The sequence below is a fragment of the Salinicola sp. CR57 genome (genome assembly GCF_003206585.1).
GTDB lineage: Bacteria > Pseudomonadota > Gammaproteobacteria > Pseudomonadales > Halomonadaceae > Salinicola > Salinicola lusitanus.
The window spans coordinates 429,704-449,103 of sequence record NZ_PZJL01000005.1 but is presented as its reverse complement, the minus strand read 5'-3'; the positions used below and the strand labels follow the sequence as shown (position 1 = coordinate 449,103).

Here is a 19,400-nt window from a genome sequence, read left to right as displayed (position 1 = left end):
GATCCACCTCCGTTCGACAATGTTGCCTTGCAAGTCGCTATCAGGGCATGGCCCTCGGGCCGGCCGCATGTTCTATTATCTATCGCATCGTGACAGGCTGCGTCGATACCCGAAACGTCGCCATGTCGGTTTCACGAAGTTCGGTGTCACTCATGGAGACGCATGTCCGCGATCGCTCTTCTCTTCCCTCGTCTTCGGCGCCTGGCCTATCTGCTGCTTGCGGTACTGCCGACGACGGCCCACGCCGCTGCCTTTACCTACTGGGACGATCCCAGCGCCACGGCCGTGACACTCACCCGGGAGGAGTTCGTGGCCCAGGCCAGCCAACGTCGGGGCGAAGACCGGCTGGCTTTCGTCAATCGCGTGATCAATAACGCCGCCCGCCAGCAATTCGAGAAGGTGGATACCTGGAAGGGCTTCGATCGCCTGGTCCGCGATGGCTACGGCGACTGCGAGGACTTCGCCATCGCCAAGTACCAGATCCTGATCCAGGCGGGCACCCCGGTGTCACGCCTGGATTTTCTCGCCGCCGACGACACCCTCACCCCGACCTATCATGCGGTACTGCGCTACCGCCAGGACGACGGCAGCCACCTGATTCTCGACAACCTGACGCTGATGATGCTGCCCGAGTCGAAGCGTACCGACCTGAAACCGCTGGTCGCGTTCGACGCCCACCACGCCGAGCACTTTCGCGACGGTCGCTTTCACGCCGTCGATCCGGCGCGCATCGTGCTCGGCGGCCAGCGGCTATCGGAGCGGATGCCTCGGCTGATGGACTACTGATCGTCCTGCGCGAGGATCTTCTCCGCCCGCAGATAATCGATCAGCTTCTCGGCGGCCTCCTCCGGCGAGAGGTCGGTCAGCACCTGACCACCGGACGCGGAGGACTTGGCCGCGGCCGCCTTGAAACGATCCCGCGCATTGGTCGATTTCACCACCTTGAGGCGCTTGGGTCGCGCGCGGGCCGGCTGCCAGTGCCAGTCCGCGCTGTCGGCGTCGAGGGGCGACTCGTCCGGTGGCAGCAGATCGTCGACGATATCGATGCGTCCGCGTCGCGCCGGACCGAAGGCGCTCTGACGTGGCGCCTCGGCGACAGCGTCCACCGCAATCAGACACGGCAGGCGGACTTCGAGTCGCCGACGCTGGCCCTGGGGTAGCGCCTGCAGTACCGTCACGCGCTCCCCGTCGCAATGTTCGATGGCGGCGACGCCGGTGGCGATTGCCCAGCCCAGCCGCTCGGCAAGCAGATAGCCGACCATGCCCGAGCCTTCGCCGCACTCGGCGCGCTGGCCGGTCAACGCCAGTCTCACGCCACTGCGCTCGAGCCACGCCGCCAGCAGCGGTACCGCATCCCCGCCCTCACCCAGCGGCAAGAGCGACAGCTGACCATCCCGGTCATCGTCGAGGCCGTGATACATCCCCAGATATCCCTGCAGGGACTCCCGCAGCGAAGCCTGTTCCGGGTCGCCGGCGTGGGCCAGCGACAGGTCGGCGCCGACCAGAGACAGCCCCATCTCGACGGCGCGAGCGTCCTCGCGGGCGCGCCCGGCGCGCCCTGAGACCGGGTGGCGGCCGCTGGACACCAGCGCCGCCGTCTTCACCCGCTGAGGCATTTTCGCGGTGTCTCGGGGTTCAGGCTGCGGCATGTCGAGACTCCTCATCCGTCCACGACCCGTCCGGACCGGTTTGCTCTCGCGGCTGGCCGAGCCGCCTGCAGACCGCCGCCAGTACCGCATCGCCGTCGGCGATCAGCGCCAGGTCGGCACGCTTGACCATGTCGCAGCTCGGGTCGTTGTTGATCGCGATCACCCGCTGGCATTTGGCGATGCCCTGCAGGTGCTGGACCGCCCCGGAGATGCCCACGGCGACGTAGCAGCTCGCGGTGACGAAGGTGCCGGTGGCACCGACCTGGCGCGGGCGCGGCATGTAGCCGTCGTCCACCGCCACCCGGGAGGCGCCCTCGCTGGCGCCCAGCACGCGGGCGGCGTGGTGATAGCCTTCCCAGTCCGACACCCCGCGCCCAGCGGAGAGAATGAACGGTGCCTGGGCGAGCGGGATCTCCTGGGGGTCGACGGCGACACGGCCGCGGTCGACCATACCGGCGGTCGCCGTGATCATCTCGGCTTGGCGAGGCGTCTCAGGCAGTGCTTCGAGATCGATCGGCCGCGCCTCGTGGCGCGTCTCGCTGACCGGCTCGGCGCACTCCGGCAGCGCCAGCAACACACGGGCAACGTCGCGCAGGATGTCCTGGCGGTCCCCCGCCCGGGAGAGCGTCTTGCCCTCACTGAGCTGCCAGACCCGGGTCGCCGGACGGGCACCACCCGCGCCATCGCTCGCGCCCTGATTCGAGAGACGCGCCGCCAGCCGCCTTCCCAGGTCGCCGCCATCCGGTAGCGAATCGGCGAAGATCCAGTGCCGGGGAGACAGTCCCGCTTCGACATCGACGAGCGCCGCCAGCCGCGATACCGGATCGTAACCGCTACCGACTCTCGCGGAGAGATCGACGACGCGGTCCGCGCCGGCCTCCTCGAAGCCGGCGACACTGCCGAGAAAGGTCACAGCCGTCACCGCCAGGTCATGGCCGTCGGCGAGTTGACGGGCGAGGCCGAACAGGTCTCGGTCATGATCGTTGAGCCGCCCTTCCGGCAGCTCCGGCACGACCACGATATGGCCCAGCGGCTGATCGATGACGATCTGACGCCGCGCCGGTTCCGCGCTCGTCGAAGCCGCCGCCGGGTTCGCCTCCACCGAGGCGCCGCTGCGGTCGATGCGCTTGACGCCGTTGGGGCCGATGGCGCCGAGGGCATGGGGATTGACGCGCGTCACCCCGTCGGCGCTGGTCCATCGCCAGGCCGGACGCGCGAATTCGTGATGGCGCGGGTGCAGCCGATTGCGCCGGGCGCGTTCGGCGTGCGGGTCGATTCGTCTGACACTCATGCCGGAACCTCCTCAGGCGCTTCAGTGCTGGTACGCGTGGTCGATGCCGCGGCCGGCTCCACCAGCGCGGCGGCGACCATCTCGGCGATATCGAGAATGCGCGGGCGCGGCTCGACCACACCCTCGAGCATCGCCGTGCACTGGGGGCAGGCCACGGCAACGGTTGTCGCCCCGGTCTCACGCACATCCTCCATGCGCATGTCGGGGATGCGCGCCTTGCCGGGCACGTCGGAGAGTGCCGCGCCGCCGCCACCGCCGCAGCAGCGCGAGCGATAGCCGGAGCGCTCCATCTCGGCGACTTCCAGCCCGAGGGCGGCGAGCACCTGACGTGGCGCGGCGAACTCCCCGTTGTAGCGGCCCAGATAGCAGGGATCGTGGTAGGTGACGGTCTCGGCCTGGGCCGGAGCTTCCACGCTGATGCGACCGCCATCGAACAGCTCGGCGATGAAGGTCGAGTGGTGGAGCACCCGGTAGTCCCCGCCAAAGGCGCGGTATTCACGGCCCAGCACGTGGAAGCTGTGCGGGTCGGCGGTGACGATGCGCTGGAAGCGATAGCGCGACAGCGTGGCGATATTGCGCTCGGCGAGGCGCTGGAAGGTCGCCTCGTCGCCCAGGCGCCGGGCGACGTCGCCGCTGTCGCGCTCTTCGTCACCCAGCACGGCGAAGTCCACACCACCGGCGCGGAGGATCTTGACCAGGGCGCGCAGGGTGCGCTGGTTGCGCATGTCGAAGGCGCCGTCGCCCAGCCACAGCAGCACGTCGACCCCTTCGGGGCAATCCTGGATGCGCGGCATCTCCAGATCCGCCGCCCAGTCCAGGCGCGAGGCGTTGTCGAGCCCGCCGGGGTTGTCGGTGGCGATCAGGTTGTCGATCGCCGCCGCGCCCTTCTCCGGGGTCTCGCCCTTCTCCAGGGTGATGAAGCGGCGCATGTCGACGATGGCGTCGACGTGCTCGATCATCATCGGGCACTCCTCGACGCAGGCGCGACACGTCGTGCACGCCCATAGCGTCTGGGCCTCGACCAGTTGCGGCACGATCGGCGCATTCGGCCCGCCATGGTGCTTGCCGACCTCGATCCCGGGATAGCCGGAGCCGGCGTAGCGAGCATCGCTGCCGCCGGCCATGCCCACGACCATGTCCTGGATCAGCTTCTTGGGGTTGAGCGGCTGCCCGGCGGCGTAGGCCGGGCAGACGTTCTGGCAGCGGCCGCACTGGACGCAGGCGTCGAACCCGAGCAGCTGCTCCCACTGGAAGTCGGCGGGCTTCTCCACGCCGAGCGTCTTCGCCGTGAGATCCAGCGGGAAGAGTGCGGTGGAGCGACTGCCACGATGAACGTCATGGCCGGCATCCGGGTGATTGTCGTCGAACCGCTCGGGGCGCCGATGGAAGGCCAGATGGAAGGAGCCGGCGAAGGCGTGCTTCATCGGCCCGCCCCAGCCCATGCCGACCACCATCTCCAGCAGGCCCCAGACCAGCACGGCCGACAGGACGATGGCCAGCACGCCGCCGCCGAGGGTGGTCGGCGCCACGCCCACCAGCGGCAGGCTGACCAGGAACATGCCCACCGAGTAGGCGAGCAGACTCTTCGACAGTCGCTGCCAGGGGCCCTTGGAGAGCTTGGGCGGCGGATTCACCCGGCGCAGATTCACCGCGATGGTGCCGACGAACATTACCAGGCTCGCCGCCAGCAGCAGCCCGCCGAGGATCGGATTGCGCCAGCCGAAGCCGTGAACCACCAGCGCCAGCGCCATGGCGGCCACGTAGCCGCCGGCGGTGGCCACGTGGGTATGGGCGATCGCCTTGTCGCGGGCGACGACGTGGTGCAGGTCATTGAGATAGCGCTTGGGCATACGCACCAGACGGTGCCAGCCCATCGGGGATCGCCGCCCCTGGCGCCACAGCCGGATGCGGCGTACCGCGCCCGCCGCACCCACCGCCAGCGCGGCAAAGATCAGAATGGGGAGTAGCGTCTGCAACATGGTGCTTCTCCAAAAAAGTCGCTGACGCCGGTCGTTTCAACACGTGCCGCCAGCGATGCCCTACCTCTCCTTCGACATGGAACGGCTACGAGCGAGGACGAGACCAGGCGAATTGTGAGGAGCCAGCGGAGTGGACGCGGTTGTCCATGAGCATGGCGACGAGCAATTCAACGCCGTATCGTCGAGCGCAGTCCGTTCCCCTCACAGATCCTTGCAGAGGCGGAGCGCATCATAGATCGCCGCATGCGTATTGCGCTGCGCCACGCAGTCCCCCAGCCGGAACAGTGCGAACTCGCCGCTCTCGGCCAGGGTCGGCTGCGCCGTCGCCGCGTAGAGCGCCTCGAGATCGATCTGCCCCTTGTTGCGTGAGCGCTCCTTGAGCGCGTAGTAGAGCGACTCGTCCGGACGCACGCCGTTCTCGATCACCACCTGGTCGACCACTCGCTCCTCGTGCTCGCCGGTGTACTCGTTCTCGAGCAGCGCCACCAGCTTGTCACCTTCGCGATAGACCTTGTGCAACCCCAGGTCGCCGGTCATCACCACCGACTGCTGATAGAGGCTGCGGTAGTAGGTCGGGAAGGTGGTGCCGCCGATCGCCACGCCGGGCTTGGTGTCATCGGTGACGATCTCCACCGTGGCGCCCTTGCTGGCGAGATAGTCGGCGGTGGACATGCCGCTGAACTCGCACATGGTGTCGTAGACCAGCACGTTCTTGCCCGGCTCGACCTTGCCGCCGAGGATGTCCCAGCTGCTGACCACCAGGCTCTCGTCGGGGTTGTCCGAGTAGCCCCATTCGGGCACCTGCTCGAGGAACGGATGGCCGCCGTTGGCCAGCACCACCACGTCCGGCTGCAGGTCGCGAATCATTGCGTCGTCGGCACGGCTCTCGAGCTTGATCTCCACGCCAAGGCGCGCCAGCTCCATCTCGTACCAGCGGGTGATACCAGCGATCTGGTCGCGCTGTGGCGCCTTGGCCGCCAGCGTGATCTGGCCGCCGAGCTGCGGTTCGGCCTCGAACAGGGTCACGTCGTGGCCGCGCTCCGCCGCCACCCGCGCCGCTTCCATGCCGCCGGGCCCGCCGCCGACCACCACCACCTTGCGCGTGGGGCCGGTACTCTTCTCGATGATATGCGGCAGCCCCATGTACTCCCGCGAGGTCGCCGCGTTCTGGATGCAGAGCACGTCGAGCCCCTGGTACTGACGGTCGATGCAGTAGTTGGCGCCAACGCACTGGCGGATCTGGTCGGTCTGCCCCGCCTTGATCTTGGCGATGATGTGGGGGTCGGCGATGTGCGCCCGGGTCATCCCCACCAGGTCGACATAGCCGCCCTCGAGGATACGCTCGGCCTGGGTCGGATCCTTGATGTTCTGGGCGTGGATGACCGGAACCGAGACCACCTCCTTGATGCCCGCCGCCAGGTGCAGAAACGGCTCCGGCGGGTAGGACATGTTGGGGATGACGTTGGCGAGGGTGTCGTGAGTGTCGCAGCCCGAGCCGATGACGCCGAAGAAGTCGACCATGCCGGTGGCATCGTAGTAGGCGGCGATCTGCTTCATGTCGTCATGGGACAGACCATCCGGATGGAACTCGTCGCCACAGATGCGCATGCCGACGCAGAAGTCGTCGCCGACCTCGGCACGCACCGCCTTGAGCACCTCCATGCCGAAGCGCATGCGATTCTCGAAGCTGCCGCCCCATTGGTCGGTGCGCTTGTTGACGCGCGGGCTCCAGAACTGGTCGATCAGATGCTGGTGGACCGCGGAGAGCTCGCAGCCGTCCAACCCACCCTCCTTGACCCGTCGCGCGCCCTGGGCGAAATCACCGATGATGCGCCAGATCTCCTCCTCCTCGATGGTCTTGCAGGTGGCGCGGTGGACCGGCTCACGAATGCCGGAAGGCGACAGCAGGGTCGACCAGTTGTGGCCGTCCCAGCGCGAGCGTCGTCCCATGTGGGTGATCTGGATCATGATCTTGCCGCCATGCTTGTGAACGGCATCGGCAAGATTCTGGAAGTGGGGGATGATGCGATCGGTGGAGACGTTGACCGAGCTCCACCACTGCTGCGGGCTGTCGATAGAGACCGGCGAAGAGCCGCCGCAGATGCAGAGCCCACAGCCGCCTTTCGACTTCTCTTCATAATACTTGACGTAGCGATCCGTGGTCATGCCGCCGTCGGTGGCGTGGACCTCGGCGTGGGCGGTGCTCACCACGCGATTGCGGATGGTCAACTTGCCGATCTGGATCGGCTTGAATAGTGCTTCATGGGCCATGGCCGGTCATCTCCTCGAACTCGCACTGCCCTGGGGTCAGGCGCGGCCGCCACGAGTTCTTCAGTACACGGAATTGCTTGAATTATTGCTATCTATCGCGAGGCGTATCGGCGCCGCCCTCAGCGCGGCGCCACTTCGAAGTAGCCGACCTCGCAGCCCGCCTCGGCACCGCTCTGGGTCTGCTCGGCACGGGTGCGCAGGCTGCTGCCACGGGCCTCGAGAATCTGGTCCATGGCGCCGGCGAACCAGCCGGTGAACATGTACTCTTCCTTCTTGCCGGTCTTGCCCAACTGGTAGACGAAGCAGGAGTGCTCCAGACGCACCTTGGCGGTGCCGGCGTCGAGATCGATCGCTTCGGTGATGAACAGCCCCCAACCACGCTGGGACAGCCGCTTCATGTAGTGCTCGAAGACCGCCACGCCCTCGAGACCGTGCAGCTCGGCTTCCTTCTCGCACCAGTGCCAGGCGGACTTGTAGCCGGCGTCGTAGAGGAGCCTGGCGTAGGTCTCGGCGCCCAGCGCCTCCTCGATGGCGACGTGATTGTTGATGAAGAAGTGGCGCGGCACGTAGAGCATCGGTAGCGCATCGGTGGTCCAGACACCGGTGTCGCTATCGACGTTGATCGGCAGTTCGGGAGCCATCTGGGTCATATCGGTTACCTCAAAAATTGTTCTCTGGCTACGAGCTACGAGCTACGAGCTACGAGCTACGAGCTACGAGCTACGAGCTACGAGCTACGAGCAGGATTGTGCGGATTTCCGTTAATCGAGCGCCAAACGCCGCGAGATTCGAGAACCTGCTCATCGCCCGGGACTCGAAGCTCGTAGCCGATCATTCCCCCCAGACATCCTTTAGCGTTCGCACCCAGTTCTCGCCCATGATCTTGCGCACCACCGGCTCGGACAGGCCGTGGTCGAGCAGCGCCTGGGTCAGGTTGGGGAACTCACCGATGGTGCGGATGCCCTTGGGATTGATGATCTCGCCGAAGCGGGTCAGACGGCGGGCGTAGCCCTTGTCGTGGGTCAGCCACTCGAAGAAGGCTTCGTCCTGGCCCTGGGTGAAGTCGGTACCGATGCCGATGGCATCCTCGCCGACGATGTTCATGATGTAGACGATCGCTTCGACGTAATCCTCGACGGTGGCGTTGACGCCGGCCTTGAGGAAGGGCGTGAACATGGTCACCCCGACGAAACCGCCGTGGTCGGCAATGAACTTGAGCTCGTCGTCGGACTTGTTGCGCGGGTGCTCCTTGAGACCGCTGGGCAGGCAGTGGGAGTAACAGACCGGCTTGCTCGACTCGAGGATGATCTCCTCCGAGGTCTTCGAGCCGACGTGGGAGAGATCGCACATCATGCCGACCCGGTTCATCTCCGCGATCACCTCGCGACCGTAGCCGGAGAGGCCGCCGTCGCGCTCGTAGCAGCCGGTACCGACCAGGTTCTGGGTGTTGTAGCAGAGCTGGGTGATGCCCACGCCGAGCTTCTTGAAGATCTCGATGTAGCCCAGCTTGTCCTCGAAGGCGTAGGCGTTCTGGAAGCCGAGGATGATGCCGGTCTTGCCCTCCTCCTTGGCCCGGGCGATGTCGCGGGTGGTATGCACCGGGCGCACCAGCTCGGCGTTGTCTCGCATCAGCTGGTTGACGGCGACGATGTTGTCGACGGTGGACTCGAAATCCTCCCATACCGACACCGTGCAGTTGGCCGCGGTCAGGCCGCCCTTGCGCATGTCCTCGAACAGGGCGCGGTCCCATTTGGCAATGATCAGGCCGTCGATGATGATGGCATCGTCGTGCACGGATGAGGTCGACATGCGGAAATCCTCCTGGGTTTTGTGCGCCTTCGGCAGCCGTCGCGGCAGTTGACCGGAAGCCCGAAAACGATTGTTCCGCGCAGCATATCCCCGGCCCCCCTCGCCTCGGCGACCGAAAGCGAATCCCAGTGTTCCGATTGCGCCACGCCCGCTTGTCTGCCTGCGACAGCCTCAGGGCTACGAAAGCCACCGAGCGACAGCATGATTGACGCCGACGTGTTCTTTATATAGAACGTTCCATATAAAGAACGATCGGACCCATTCGCCCATGGACGAGACTGCGCTGGAAACTCTGGGACGGCATCTTCAGGCGCTGCGTCAGGCGCAGGGCCTGTCACTGACGCAGTTGGCGGCTCGGGCAGGGATCGCCAAGTCGAACCTGTCCCGCCTTGAGCAGGGGAGCGGCAACCCGACCATCGACACACTGTGGCGCCTGGCGAAGCCGCTGGGGGTACCGTTCGGCACTCTGGTAGCCCCCGTCGCGACACCGGTGGAAGAGAATGGCGTCAGCGTGCGCCTAGTCGAGCAGAGTCATCATCAGCGTCACGACGAGCCGGCCGTCGATGTCTACCTGATGCGCTGCGCCCCCGGAACGACTCGACATGCAGAACCTCACCCACCAGGCACCCGGGAAACCTTGCAGGTCGTCGAGGGCCGTATATCGGTAGGGCCGTCGGGGGCGCCGCACCAGCTTGCCGCCGGGGAGGTCTTTACATTCGCTGCCGATCGAGCTCACGACTATCGCGCCAGCGACATGGGGGCGACGCTACTGGTCACCATCGTCTACGCCAGGGGAGAAACATCGAATGGCTGATACCGACATGCCGCCATCCCCGAACGCGTGGTTGATCGGCGTCCGTGAAGCGATACCCCTGCTGGGCGGATACATCCCGGTGGCCGTCTCGTTCGGATTGATCTCCACTCAGGCGGGGTTCAGCACGGTAGAGACCCTGGCGATCTCGACACTGATCTATGCCGGGGCGTCGCAGTTCCTGTTCGTCGGCATGATCGCCAGCGGCTCACCCTTGTGGCTGACCGTGGCGCTGACACTGCTGATCAACGTGCGCCATGTCGTCTACGCCCCCAATCTTGCGCCCTGGCTGCCGAAGAGTCGCTGGTGGCCATGGTTGATGCACGGTATGACCGACCAGATCTTCGCCCTGGCCCACAGCCGCTTGCCACAACTGCCGGCAGCAAGCCGGGTGGGCTGGTTTTTCGGCGCCGCCCTGCTGGCCTGGCTCAGTTGGATCGCCGGCTCGTTGCTGGGCGCGGTCGCCGGCGAGTGGCTGACCCGCCGCTGGCCCCTGCTGAGTGAGGTGATGCCGTTTGCGCTGCCGGCACTATTTCTGGTGTTGCTCGTGCCGCGCATCACTTCCAGGCGCTGGGCGCTCGCGCTCGGTATCAGTATCGTCGCTGCCCTGCTCTGCACCCTGACCGGGCTGACCAATATCGGGATCCCGCTGGCTGCCGCCTGCGGGGCGCTCTGCTTCTATCTGGTTCGACTGCCGGAGACAGCCGTGGCGGGAAGAGCGGGGGGAGGGAAACGCCGATGAGCCTTGAACTCTGGCTGGGCATGACCGTGGCCGCGCTGGGCACCTACCTGATCCGACTGCTGCCACTGCTCTGGATGCAGCGGCGCCTGAAACATCGCGATGGGGATGCCGCCGTCGACTCCCTGCCAAAGTGGCTGGTAGTGCTGGGGCCAATGATGATCGCTGCCGTCCTGGGGGTCTCGCTGATGCCGCGCACGCCCGACCCTGCGGGCTGGCTGGCGACGGTCGTCGGACTGGGCGTCACCCTCGTCGTCTGGCGTAAAACCCGTTCTCTGGGTTGGCCGGTGATAGGCGGGGTGCTGACGTTCGGGATCGTGGTGATCTTGGCCAGGGTCGTCATCTAGCCTCTGTCCGGGTGCCGGGACCAGAGGCGTCGCGGCAGTTGACCGCGCAACGACAACGGGCGGCACAAGGGCCGCCCGATCCGGAAGCGAGAGCCGCCTCGCTCAGCCCAGCGCGATACTGGCGTAGGTCGGTTCTCCCCTGGCGTGGCTCAGCGCCACCGTTGCACTGCTGGACTGCATCAGCGAATCGTTGCCCGCCAGCGGGATCGCCGCAGGCTCCAGTCGACGAATCTTCAGGGTCTCGCCCCGATCCTCGCGCGGCGGCGTGCCAAAGTACTCGCGATAGCACTTGGAGAAGTGAGGGGTGGAGACGAAGCCGCAGGCGGAAGCGATCTCGATGATCGGCAGCGGTGTCTGCTTGAGCAGCTGCCTGGCCCGCGTCAGCCGCAACTTGAGATAGTAGCGCGACGGCGAGCAGTGCAGATGGCGCTGGAACAGCCGCTCGAGCTGGCGCCGGGAGACATCCACGTAGCTGGCCAGCTCGTCGAGCTCGATCGGCTCCTCGATATTGGCTTCCATCAACGCCACGATCTCGAGCAGCTTCGGCTGGGTGGTGCCGAGCACATGCTTGAGCGGCACCCGCTGCTGGTCCTCCTCGCCGCGAACCCGCTCGTAGATGAACATCTCGGAGATGGCCGCCGACAGCTCGCGACCATGGTCGCGCCCGATCAGGTTGAGCATCATGTCCAGCGGTGCCGTGCCGCCCGAGGCGGTGAAGCGGTCGCGGTCGATCGAGAATAGCCGCGTGCTCCACGCGGTACGCGGATACGCTTCCTGGATCGCGGCCAGACACTCCCAGTGGATACTGGCGTCGTAACCGTTGAGCAGCCCCGCCTGGGCCAGCGCCCAACTGCCGGTACAGACCGACCCCACCCGCCGCAGCTGGCGCTGACGACTCTGCAGCCAGGTCAGCAGGGCCGGCGTCACCGAGCGCTGTGGCGCAACTCCGCCGCACACCACCAGCCAGTCCAGCCGCAGCGGCGAATAGGCGCTGGCATCCGGCGTCACCTGCATGCCATCACTCGCTCGAACGGGAGCGCCATCCATGGTCATCACGTACCAGCGATAGAGCTCGCGTCCGGCGAGTTGATTGGCCATGCGCAACGGCTCGATGGCCGATGCCAAGGAAATCAGGGTGAAATCTTCCAGCAGCAGGAAGCCAAGCGTCTGCGGTTCGGGCACGGCGCCGGCGGGGGTGGGGGCGCTACCACGAGCGGGGGTGATTGCCATGTCATGTCTCCTCCAAGGATGGTTCGGCGGTTATTGTTATTGCAGTTCCCTGGCGTCTGTCGCTCTCTTTCCACGGCGACTTCGTCGATGTCGAACGGCGCTCGACAGTGACCGTCACGTGGCTTGTCGGCGGCTCTACCGGCCTGTCTCGACTGTAATCCCTGTGACTATGCGACGCATGCGTTTTTATCTCTGCGCGACACCGTCATCGCCATTAGGCACCCTGATGTCGTTTTTAGAACAGATCGGCCTCCTCCAGCTACGTCGATGTCGCAATTCGAACGGAACGTGAAAAAGTGTTACCGAACGAAGGTGATAACAAGTATCATTCACACCGTTTCACCCGTTATCGTCTGATCATCGTTCACCGCGACTCGTCACGGGATCTCCGTCATGTTGGTACCCTTTCTGATCATGTTGAGAGAAGGGCTGGAAGCGGCCCTGGTCGTCGGCATCATCGCCAGTTATCTCCGCCAGACCGGCCGTGGCGCCTGGATGCCCGCCGTGTGGATCGGCATCTTCCTGGCCGCCGCGCTGGCCCTGTTCGTCGGTGCGGGACTGCAGTTCGCCAGTGCCGAGTTCCCGCAGCGTCAACAGGAGCTGTTCGAAGCACTGGTCGGTTTCCTCGCTGTCGGCGTGCTGACCTGGATGGTGATGTGGATGCGACGCGCCGCCAGCGGCATGCGGCGAGAGCTCACCCGGTCGCTGGACCGGGCGTTCGGCAGCGATAGACGCCACACCTACGCACTGATCGGCATGGTCTTTCTCGCCGTGGCGCGCGAGGGACTGGAATCGATCTTCTTTCTGCTGGCGGTGTTCCAGCAGAGCAGCAGCTCGGCGGCGCCCATGGGCGCGCTACTGGGGCTGGCCGTCGCGGCTGTCGCCGGCCTGGCCCTCTACCGTGGCAGCTTGAAGCTACCGCTGGCGCACTTCTTCCGTCTTACCGGCCTGTTCATCCTACTGGTCGCGGCAGGCCTGTTCGCCGGCTCGGTGCGCGCGCTGCACGAGGCGGGTCTCTGGAATCACGCCCAGGGTGTGGTTTTCGACCTGAGCGATCGTCTGCCGCTGGACACGCCACTGGGGTCGCTGTTCTCGGGCATTTTCGGCTACCAGCCGGCCCCCACGACGAGTGAAGTCGTGGCTTATATCGGCTATCTGGCCGTCGCGTCGTGGCTGCTGTGGCTTGGTCCGTCATCGCCCCGAGCCTCGACGGCGACCCAGCCCCGGCACGGGAGAGCCTGAGCCATGTCACAGGCCACGTCCGTCGCGCCGCCCTCCTCTCGCGCCCTGCGCCTGGGGATGGCGTTGTCGTTTCTACTGATGCTGGTTGCCCTGGGCGTTTTCACGCTCTCGCTGCGGGCCGTCAATCCGGCCGGCGACGACGGCCAGGTCGTCGAGGTGACCGCCAGCGGTTGCGAGCCCAACCGACTGGAAGTCCCCGCCGGACAGCGCACGTTCACCGTGGTCAACCGGTCGAACCGGGCCATTGAGTGGGAGATCATCGACGGCGTGATGGTGCTTGCGGAGCGGGAGAACATCGCGCCCGGCCTGCGCCAACCGCTGACCGCGACGCTGAAGGCGGGTGATTACGTGATGACGTGCGGCCTGCTCAGCAATCCACGCGGCACCCTGCATGTCTTCGCCGGCGATTCGAGCGCTCCGGCGTCCACCCTTCCGGCAACCGCTTTCGTGGGCGCGCTGGCCGAGTACCGCGTCTATACCACGCTGCAGTTGCGCAAGCTCCGCGCCAGTGCCGTCGAGCTGCGCGATGCGATCGGTGCCGGCAACCTCGATGCCGCCCACCGTGCCTATCGGGAAGCGCGTCGCGCCGATCTGCATCTGGCCATGCCCATCAGCCTCTACAGCGATATCGATCAGCGCCTCAATGCGCGCGCCGACGACTTCGAACGGCGCGAGGCCGACCCTGCCTTTGTCGGCTTCCATCGGCTCGCTTACGGCCTGTTCGAACGGCAGGATACCGCCGGCCTGGCGCCGGTTGCTGCGCAACTGCTGGCCGATGTGGACACGCTCAGCGAACGGCTGAAGCACGCCTCGATCCCGCCGGCCCAACTGGCGGACGGAACTTCGCGCGTGCTGGAGGCGTGGCTCGACCACCATCGTGGCGAGAACGCCATCGCGGGCCCAGACCTTGCCGATCTCGTCGCCCTGACCGAAGGGGCCAACAAGATCGTCTCGCTGCTGGCACCGCTTCTGGCGCGTCAGTCTCCTGCCACCCTGCAGACGCTGGAGGCCAACCTGAGCACGCTACAGCGGGATCTTCCGGCGGCCGACTCGTCGACGCCAGACGGCGTCGCCGCCGGGGGCCTGCTGCAGGCGGCCAGTGCCCTGGCCGACTCGCTAGCCGGTATCAACCAAACCCTCACCCTGAAAGGTTAATCGACCTCGGTCATCGCTCATGAGTCAGTTCGATCGTCATTCAGGCTGTCCCTTTCATCGCCGGACAGACCGTTCCCAGCCAGCACTCTCCCAGTCCGACACGTCCACGCCCACCCACCGTGAACGCCGCCGCTTCCTCAAGGGCGCCGGCTTGACCGGCCTGGGCCTGGGGCTGGGCGGAATCGGGCTCGGTGGCGCCTGCCCGGCCCGGGCCTTGGCTGCCACCGGACACGGCCAGGATGTCACCAGCGCGCCGCAGGAGCAGGACTCGCAACTGCGCTATCCCTTCTACGGCCATCATCAGCAGGGCATCGTCACCCCCCGCCCGGCCACCGGCATGCTGGTCGCGTTCGACGTGCTGGCGCGGGATCGAGACGATCTGGAAAGGCTGCTGAAGATACTGACCGAGCGGATGGCCTTTCTGACCCAGGGCGGCAGCATTCCCGAGCGGAACCCGCTGTTCCCACCGCCGGACTCCGGCATCCTGGGCCCGGTGGTCGCCCCTGACGGCTTGACCATGACCCTCGCGGTGGGCGACTCCCTATTCGATCAGCGCTTCGGCCTGGCGGGCGCCCGGCCGAAGCGCCTGCAGCGCATGGAGGGCTTCCCCAACGACGCGCTGGATGCCGCGCGCTGCCATGGCGACCTGGCGCTCCAGATCTGCGCCAACACCCTGGACACCGGCTATCACGCGTTGCGCGACATCATCAAGAATACGCCGGGGTTGCTGATGGTGCGCTGGAAGCAGGAGGGCACCGTGCCGCTGCTGCCGCCCGCTCCAGGCGACAGCGACGGCAGCGCCCGCAATTTCCTCGGTTTCCGCGACGGCTCCGCCAATCCCGATGGCAGCGACGACGCGCTGATGGACGAGCTGGTGTGGGTCGGCGGGGATCATGACGAACCGGCCTGGGCTCGCGGTGGCAGCTATCTCGCGGCGCGCATCATCCGCAACTTCGTCGAGCGCTGGGACCGCACGCCACTGCAGGAGCAGGAAATGATCTTCGGTCGTCGCAAGATGAGCGGTGCGCCGCTCTCCGGGGATGGCACGGAGGGCAAGGAGCAGGACGTCCCCGACTACACGCGGGACCCGGAGGGCGAGATCACCCCGCTCGACGCCCATATCCGGCTGGCCAATCCGCGTACGTCCGCCACCGAGAAAAATCGCATCCTGCGGCGGCCGTTCAACTACTCCAATGGCGTCGAGGCCAACGGACAGCTCGATATGGGGCTGCTGTTCCTCTGCTTCCAGGCGGATCTGGAGGCGGGATTCATTACCGTCCAGCATCGCCTCGACGGCGAGCCGCTGGAGGAGTACATCAAGCCGGTGGGCGGCGGCTACTTCTTCGTGCTGCCCGGGGCACGGGACGCCAACGATTTCCTGGGCAGCGGCCTGCTGGCCGCCTCGGCCTGAGCCGGTTCGGCACGGGCAGCAGGCGTCGGACAAGGCGAATGGACAGCAAGAACAATTGCGCTCGCGACGACGAGCCGACGAGGCACGACCGCCGACTGGCACTCGGATCATTCAACGGAGGCAGACAATGAAGACAACTCGACAGTGGATCGCGACCGGCGCTTTCGCGCTACTCCCGCTCGCGCCTATCACCGCCCTGCTCACGGCTCCGGCAGCCCAGGCCGCGGTCGCTCCCGAAGCGCTGGTCGGCCCGGTCGCCGACTACAAGCTCTACGTGCTCGACAATCTGGAGCAGTTGGTCAGCCACACCCGGGATTTCACCGCCGCCATCGAGGCCGGTGACGTCGAGAAGGCGCAGGCGCTCTATGCCCCGACCCGGGTCTACTACGAGCGTATCGAGCCGATCGCCGAACTGTTCGCCGATCTCGACGCCAGCATCGACGCGCGGGAGGACGACTACGAGAAAGGCGTCGAGGATCCCGACTTCACCGGTTTCCACCGTCTCGAATACGCCCTGTTTCACGACCACAGCACCGACGGCATGGACAAATACGCCCAGGGCCTGATGGATGACGTCAACGATCTGGACAGTCGCGTCCAGGGCCTGACCTTCCCGCCAGAGACGGTCGTCGGCGGCGCTGCCGCATTGATGGAGGAGGTCGCGGCGACCAAGGTCTCCGGCGAGGAGGATCGCTACAGCCGTACCGACCTCTGGGATTTCCAGGGCAACGTCGACGGCGCGCGGGAGATCTTCGAGCTGTTCAAGCCGTTGGCCGCGCAGGAGGATGCCGGCTTCGTCGAACGCGTCCAGGCCAATTTCGACGACGTCGAAGAGACCTTGGCCGACTATCGCCTGGACGCCGACGACCCCAGCGCAGGCTTCGAATCCTACGACGAGGTCAGCGATGCCGATCGCCGGGCCCTGACCGGGCCGGTGACCGTGCTCGCCGAGGACCTGTCGACGCTTCGCGGTCTGCTCGGCCTGAACTGAGCGGATCCACGGGTCAGTCGCTCGCCGCGCGCCTGACCCGCTGAAGATCGTCTTCCAGCGTCAGCCCTTGTTCGAAGCGCTTGAGCAGCAGTTCGCGGTGGTCGTTGACGAGACGCTTGGAGCGCTCGTCACCGATCTCCGACAGCGCGCTCAATGCCTTCTGCAGCCGGATCCCGATCTCCACCGTGGAGGCACCGTCCCGGGCAATCGGGGTGAAGAAATCGTCGAACACATCGGCCGTCGAGAGTGGCTCGACGAAGACATGGGCCGCCGGCTGTTCGGCTTCATCGATACCGTCGGCCGCATGCCTTACCCACGGTGCCAGTACGCGAACGCCACAGCCAATCACGTCGATGGCGGTGCCCGGGTCGTTGATACCCGGCGAGAGCGCCTTGGAGGCAACTTCGGCCAGTACGATGATGCCGAAGCGCGGATCCTGCTCGAAGCGCCGTGACGGGCCAATGGTGAATGCGTCGCGGATTTTCCCCGCCCGCTCATCGCTGGTCTCGCCACTTGTCGCCAGTACGACCCCACTATCGACGAACTTGCCCGGCAGCACCTGCACGTAGATCGCTTCTCGCTCGTTGGTCGCCAACGAATCGAGTAGCGGCATGTCGATGTGCTGAACGTAGCCGACCTCGCCGGCCCGAACGGGATGCAGCTCCGGCCGGCTGTGCGCCGGCATTGCCTGACCACCGAGATAAGGGTTCTCGATGCGAGACTGGAGCGCGTCGCTCGCCGCGCGCTCGACCTTGGCGATGGTGTCTCGCACACGGCCCAACCGCGTCAGGTAACCGGCCCACTTGATCAGTTGATAGACCACCAGCACGATGACCACGATCGTCGCGGCGAACAGCAGCGTACGGCCGTCTTCATCGTAGACCCCGGCGGCCAGGGCGATGATGCCGACCAGGCTGAAGAGAAACGCACCGATGAACGTGGCCAGGGTATTCTGCGTGATGCGGTCCTCGATCAGCAGCAGTGTCGCCCGCGGACTGACGTTGCTGGTCGCCGAGCCATACGCCGTTACCATCGCGCTCAGCGAGAAAGTGGTTACCGCCAGCATGCTGGAGGCGATGATATTGAGGATGCTGTCCACCGATCGTGCACCGATGCTGACAGCCGAGGGAACGTCCAACCAGGGCGACGCCAACCAGGCGACGAGGGCCGTGAGCACCCCGCCCAACGAGAACAGCGTGGCGCGATACCACAAGGATCGGTGCAGCCGGCGCCACACCCACCGAAAACGTCCTACCATCTCGCCACTCCCGTCCCTGAACCAGAATCCGCTCAGTCTAGGTCAAACCGGCATGCACCGAGTGTTTTGACGGCGCTGGTCTATCCTGATCTCGAATCTGTCACGCCAATGACGGCGGGCAGCACCGATGATCGGTTTCGGCAAAAGGAGTTTGCCATGACTGCCAGAACCCCGAAGCGAGTCACTCGCCACCGTTGCGGCAAGGGCTTCACCTACCGCCTGGACGACGGCAAGACACTCAAGGACAAGGCGTGGCGCGACTGGATCGCATCGCTGGCCATTCCGCCGGCCTGGCAGGAGGTGGAGATCGTGCTCGACAAGCGTCACCACATCCACGCCACGGGACGCGACAGCGCCGGCCGAAAGCAGTACATCTACAACGCCAAGTGGCGACAGAAGCGCGAGATACTGAAGTTCGATCGAATCGTCGAGTTCGCCCGGCGCCTGACGCCGATGCGACGCGTGACCGGCCAGCACCTGCTACTCGACGGCATGCCACGGGAAAAGGTCCTCGCCTGCATGGTCAGGTTGATCGATAGCGCCTACTTCCGGCCCGGCAGCGAGCGCTACCGTGAAGAGAACGACTCCTATGGCCTGACGACCATGCGCTCGAAGCATCTGACCATCGATGGTGACGAGCTGATCTTCGATTACCGAGGCAAGAGCGGGCAGGAACAGCATCGTGTCGTCGAAGATGAGCGCCTGGCGACGATCGTCAGCGAGCTCGATGACATCCCCGGCTACGAAATTTTCAAATACTTCGATGACGAAGGCCGCAAGGTCAAGGTCGATAGCCACGACCTCAACGACTATATCCACGAGGTGATGGGCGAGCGCTTCAGCGCCAAGGATTTTCGGACCTGGGCTGGGACCTCGATCGCGGCACTGGCACTGGAGGAGCTGGGGCCCGGCGACAACGACAAGACAAGCCAGGGCAACGTGCGCCAGGCCGTCGAACGGGTTGCCAAGACGCTGGGCAACACGCCGAGCATCGCCAAGGCGAGCTATATCGACCCGCGTGTCGTCGAGAGCTACCTCGACGGCCGGACGCTGGAACATTTCCGCAAGCTGGTGGAAACCGAACTGGCAAAGGACGATGAACTGATCGGCCCCGACGAGCGTGCCATTCTCAAGCTGCTGCAGAGCCGACTGGACGCCAAGCGCTGAGGGCAGCGGCTCGACCTATCGGCAATCGACGCCACCGGGCGGCCGATGCT

At 65.8% G+C, this 19,400-nt stretch carries 17 protein-coding genes; 9 read left to right on the top strand and 8 right to left on the bottom strand.

The genetic code is table 11. The features are described from left to right. The first annotated feature begins 162 nt into the window (after positions 1 to 162). On the top strand, positions 163 to 786 hold the full coding sequence (locus DOM56_RS08715; RefSeq protein WP_110708398.1) for a transglutaminase-like cysteine peptidase: 624 nt from the start codon (positions 163 to 165) through the stop codon (positions 784 to 786). Here the strand turns inward: DOM56_RS08715 and DOM56_RS08710 are convergent. From DOM56_RS08710 to DOM56_RS08685, 6 genes are all read right to left on the bottom strand, one after another. Further along, positions 780 to 1,649 (bottom strand): electron transfer flavoprotein subunit beta, encoded by an 870-nt coding sequence (locus tag DOM56_RS08710; RefSeq protein WP_232822233.1) that lies wholly within the window; start codon positions 1,647 to 1,649, stop codon positions 780 to 782. The two genes, DOM56_RS08715 and DOM56_RS08710, sit on opposite strands and share 7 nt — an antisense overlap. Then, positions 1,636 to 2,940: an electron transfer flavoprotein subunit alpha/FixB family protein gene (locus DOM56_RS08705; protein ID WP_110708397.1), complete on the bottom strand. Its 1,305-nt coding sequence runs from the start codon at positions 2,938 to 2,940 to the stop codon at positions 1,636 to 1,638. Before DOM56_RS08705 ends, DOM56_RS08710 begins: the two co-directional genes overlap by 14 nt. Next, positions 2,937 to 4,919 carry a (Fe-S)-binding protein gene (locus DOM56_RS08700; protein ID WP_110708396.1) on the bottom strand — a complete coding sequence of 661 codons (1,983 nt, stop codon included), beginning with the start codon at positions 4,917 to 4,919 and terminating at the stop codon, positions 2,937 to 2,939. The genes DOM56_RS08705 and DOM56_RS08700 overlap by 4 nt, the downstream gene beginning before the upstream one ends. Positions 4,920 to 5,120: 201 nt before the next feature. Continuing rightward, positions 5,121 to 7,190 (bottom strand): dimethylglycine demethylation protein DgcA, encoded by a 2,070-nt coding sequence (gene dgcA / locus DOM56_RS08695; protein WP_110708395.1) that lies wholly within the window; start codon positions 7,188 to 7,190, stop codon positions 5,121 to 5,123. Between the two features lie 119 nt (positions 7,191 to 7,309). Beyond that, complete coding sequence (locus DOM56_RS08690) at positions 7,310 to 7,840, bottom strand: DUF5943 domain-containing protein (RefSeq protein WP_110708394.1); 531 nt, start codon at positions 7,838 to 7,840, stop codon at positions 7,310 to 7,312. A 181-nt stretch (positions 7,841 to 8,021) separates the two neighbouring features. Continuing rightward, a complete protein-coding gene (locus DOM56_RS08685) occupies positions 8,022 to 8,999 on the bottom strand; it encodes a dipeptidase (RefSeq protein ID WP_110708393.1) in 978 nt (325 codons plus the stop codon). 268 nt (positions 9,000 to 9,267) lie between these two features. Between DOM56_RS08685 and DOM56_RS08680 the strand changes: the two genes are divergently transcribed. The 3 genes from DOM56_RS08680 to DOM56_RS08670 are packed head-to-tail and all read left to right on the top strand — an operon-like array spanning position 9,268 to position 10,896. Beyond that, a complete protein-coding gene (locus DOM56_RS08680; RefSeq protein WP_110708392.1) occupies positions 9,268 to 9,813 on the top strand; it encodes a helix-turn-helix transcriptional regulator in 546 nt (181 codons plus the stop codon). Beyond that, positions 9,806 to 10,552, top strand: a complete 747-nt coding sequence (locus tag DOM56_RS08675; RefSeq protein ID WP_110708391.1) for an AzlC family ABC transporter permease — start codon at positions 9,806 to 9,808, stop codon at positions 10,550 to 10,552. Before DOM56_RS08680 ends, DOM56_RS08675 begins: the two co-directional genes overlap by 8 nt. Continuing rightward, positions 10,549 to 10,896, top strand: coding sequence for an AzlD domain-containing protein (locus DOM56_RS08670; protein ID WP_110708390.1), 348 nt, complete (start codon positions 10,549 to 10,551; stop codon positions 10,894 to 10,896). The genes DOM56_RS08675 and DOM56_RS08670 overlap by 4 nt, the downstream gene beginning before the upstream one ends. Before the next feature lie 102 nt (positions 10,897 to 10,998). On the opposite strand, the gene DOM56_RS08665 is transcribed toward DOM56_RS08670, so the two are convergent. Continuing rightward, positions 10,999 to 12,126: a GlxA family transcriptional regulator gene (locus DOM56_RS08665; protein WP_110708389.1), complete on the bottom strand. Its 1,128-nt coding sequence runs from the start codon at positions 12,124 to 12,126 to the stop codon at positions 10,999 to 11,001. 393 nt (positions 12,127 to 12,519) lie between these two features. On the opposite strand from DOM56_RS08665, the gene efeU reads away from it, so the two are divergent. From efeU to efeO (DOM56_RS08645), 4 genes are all read left to right on the top strand, one after another. Continuing rightward, on the top strand, positions 12,520 to 13,368 hold the full coding sequence (efeU, locus tag DOM56_RS08660; protein ID WP_110708388.1) for an iron uptake transporter permease EfeU: 849 nt from the start codon (positions 12,520 to 12,522) through the stop codon (positions 13,366 to 13,368). A gap of 3 nt (positions 13,369 to 13,371) precedes the next feature. Continuing rightward, positions 13,372 to 14,523 carry an iron uptake system protein EfeO gene (gene efeO, locus DOM56_RS08655; RefSeq protein ID WP_110708387.1) on the top strand — a complete coding sequence of 384 codons (1,152 nt, stop codon included), beginning with the start codon at positions 13,372 to 13,374 and terminating at the stop codon, positions 14,521 to 14,523. 19 nt (positions 14,524 to 14,542) lie between these two features. Continuing rightward, a complete protein-coding gene (gene efeB, locus DOM56_RS08650) occupies positions 14,543 to 15,934 on the top strand; it encodes an iron uptake transporter deferrochelatase/peroxidase subunit (RefSeq protein ID WP_110708386.1) in 1,392 nt (463 codons plus the stop codon). Positions 15,935 to 16,061: 127 nt separating this feature from the next. Then, the gene (gene efeO, locus DOM56_RS08645) at positions 16,062 to 16,925 is read left to right on the top strand and encodes an iron uptake system protein EfeO (protein WP_110708385.1); all 864 of its coding nucleotides are present in this window, start codon (positions 16,062 to 16,064) and stop codon (positions 16,923 to 16,925) included. Positions 16,926 to 16,938: 13 nt separating this feature from the next. On the opposite strand, the gene DOM56_RS08640 is transcribed toward efeO (DOM56_RS08645), so the two are convergent. Continuing rightward, positions 16,939 to 18,183: a DUF2254 domain-containing protein gene (locus DOM56_RS08640; RefSeq protein ID WP_110708384.1), complete on the bottom strand. Its 1,245-nt coding sequence runs from the start codon at positions 18,181 to 18,183 to the stop codon at positions 16,939 to 16,941. 156 nt (positions 18,184 to 18,339) lie between these two features. Here DOM56_RS08640 and DOM56_RS08635 point away from each other — a divergent pair, with 156 nt between their 5' ends. Next, positions 18,340 to 19,350, top strand: coding sequence for a DNA topoisomerase IB (locus DOM56_RS08635; RefSeq protein ID WP_110708383.1), 1,011 nt, complete (start codon positions 18,340 to 18,342; stop codon positions 19,348 to 19,350). Positions 19,351 to 19,400 lie beyond the last annotated feature (50 nt).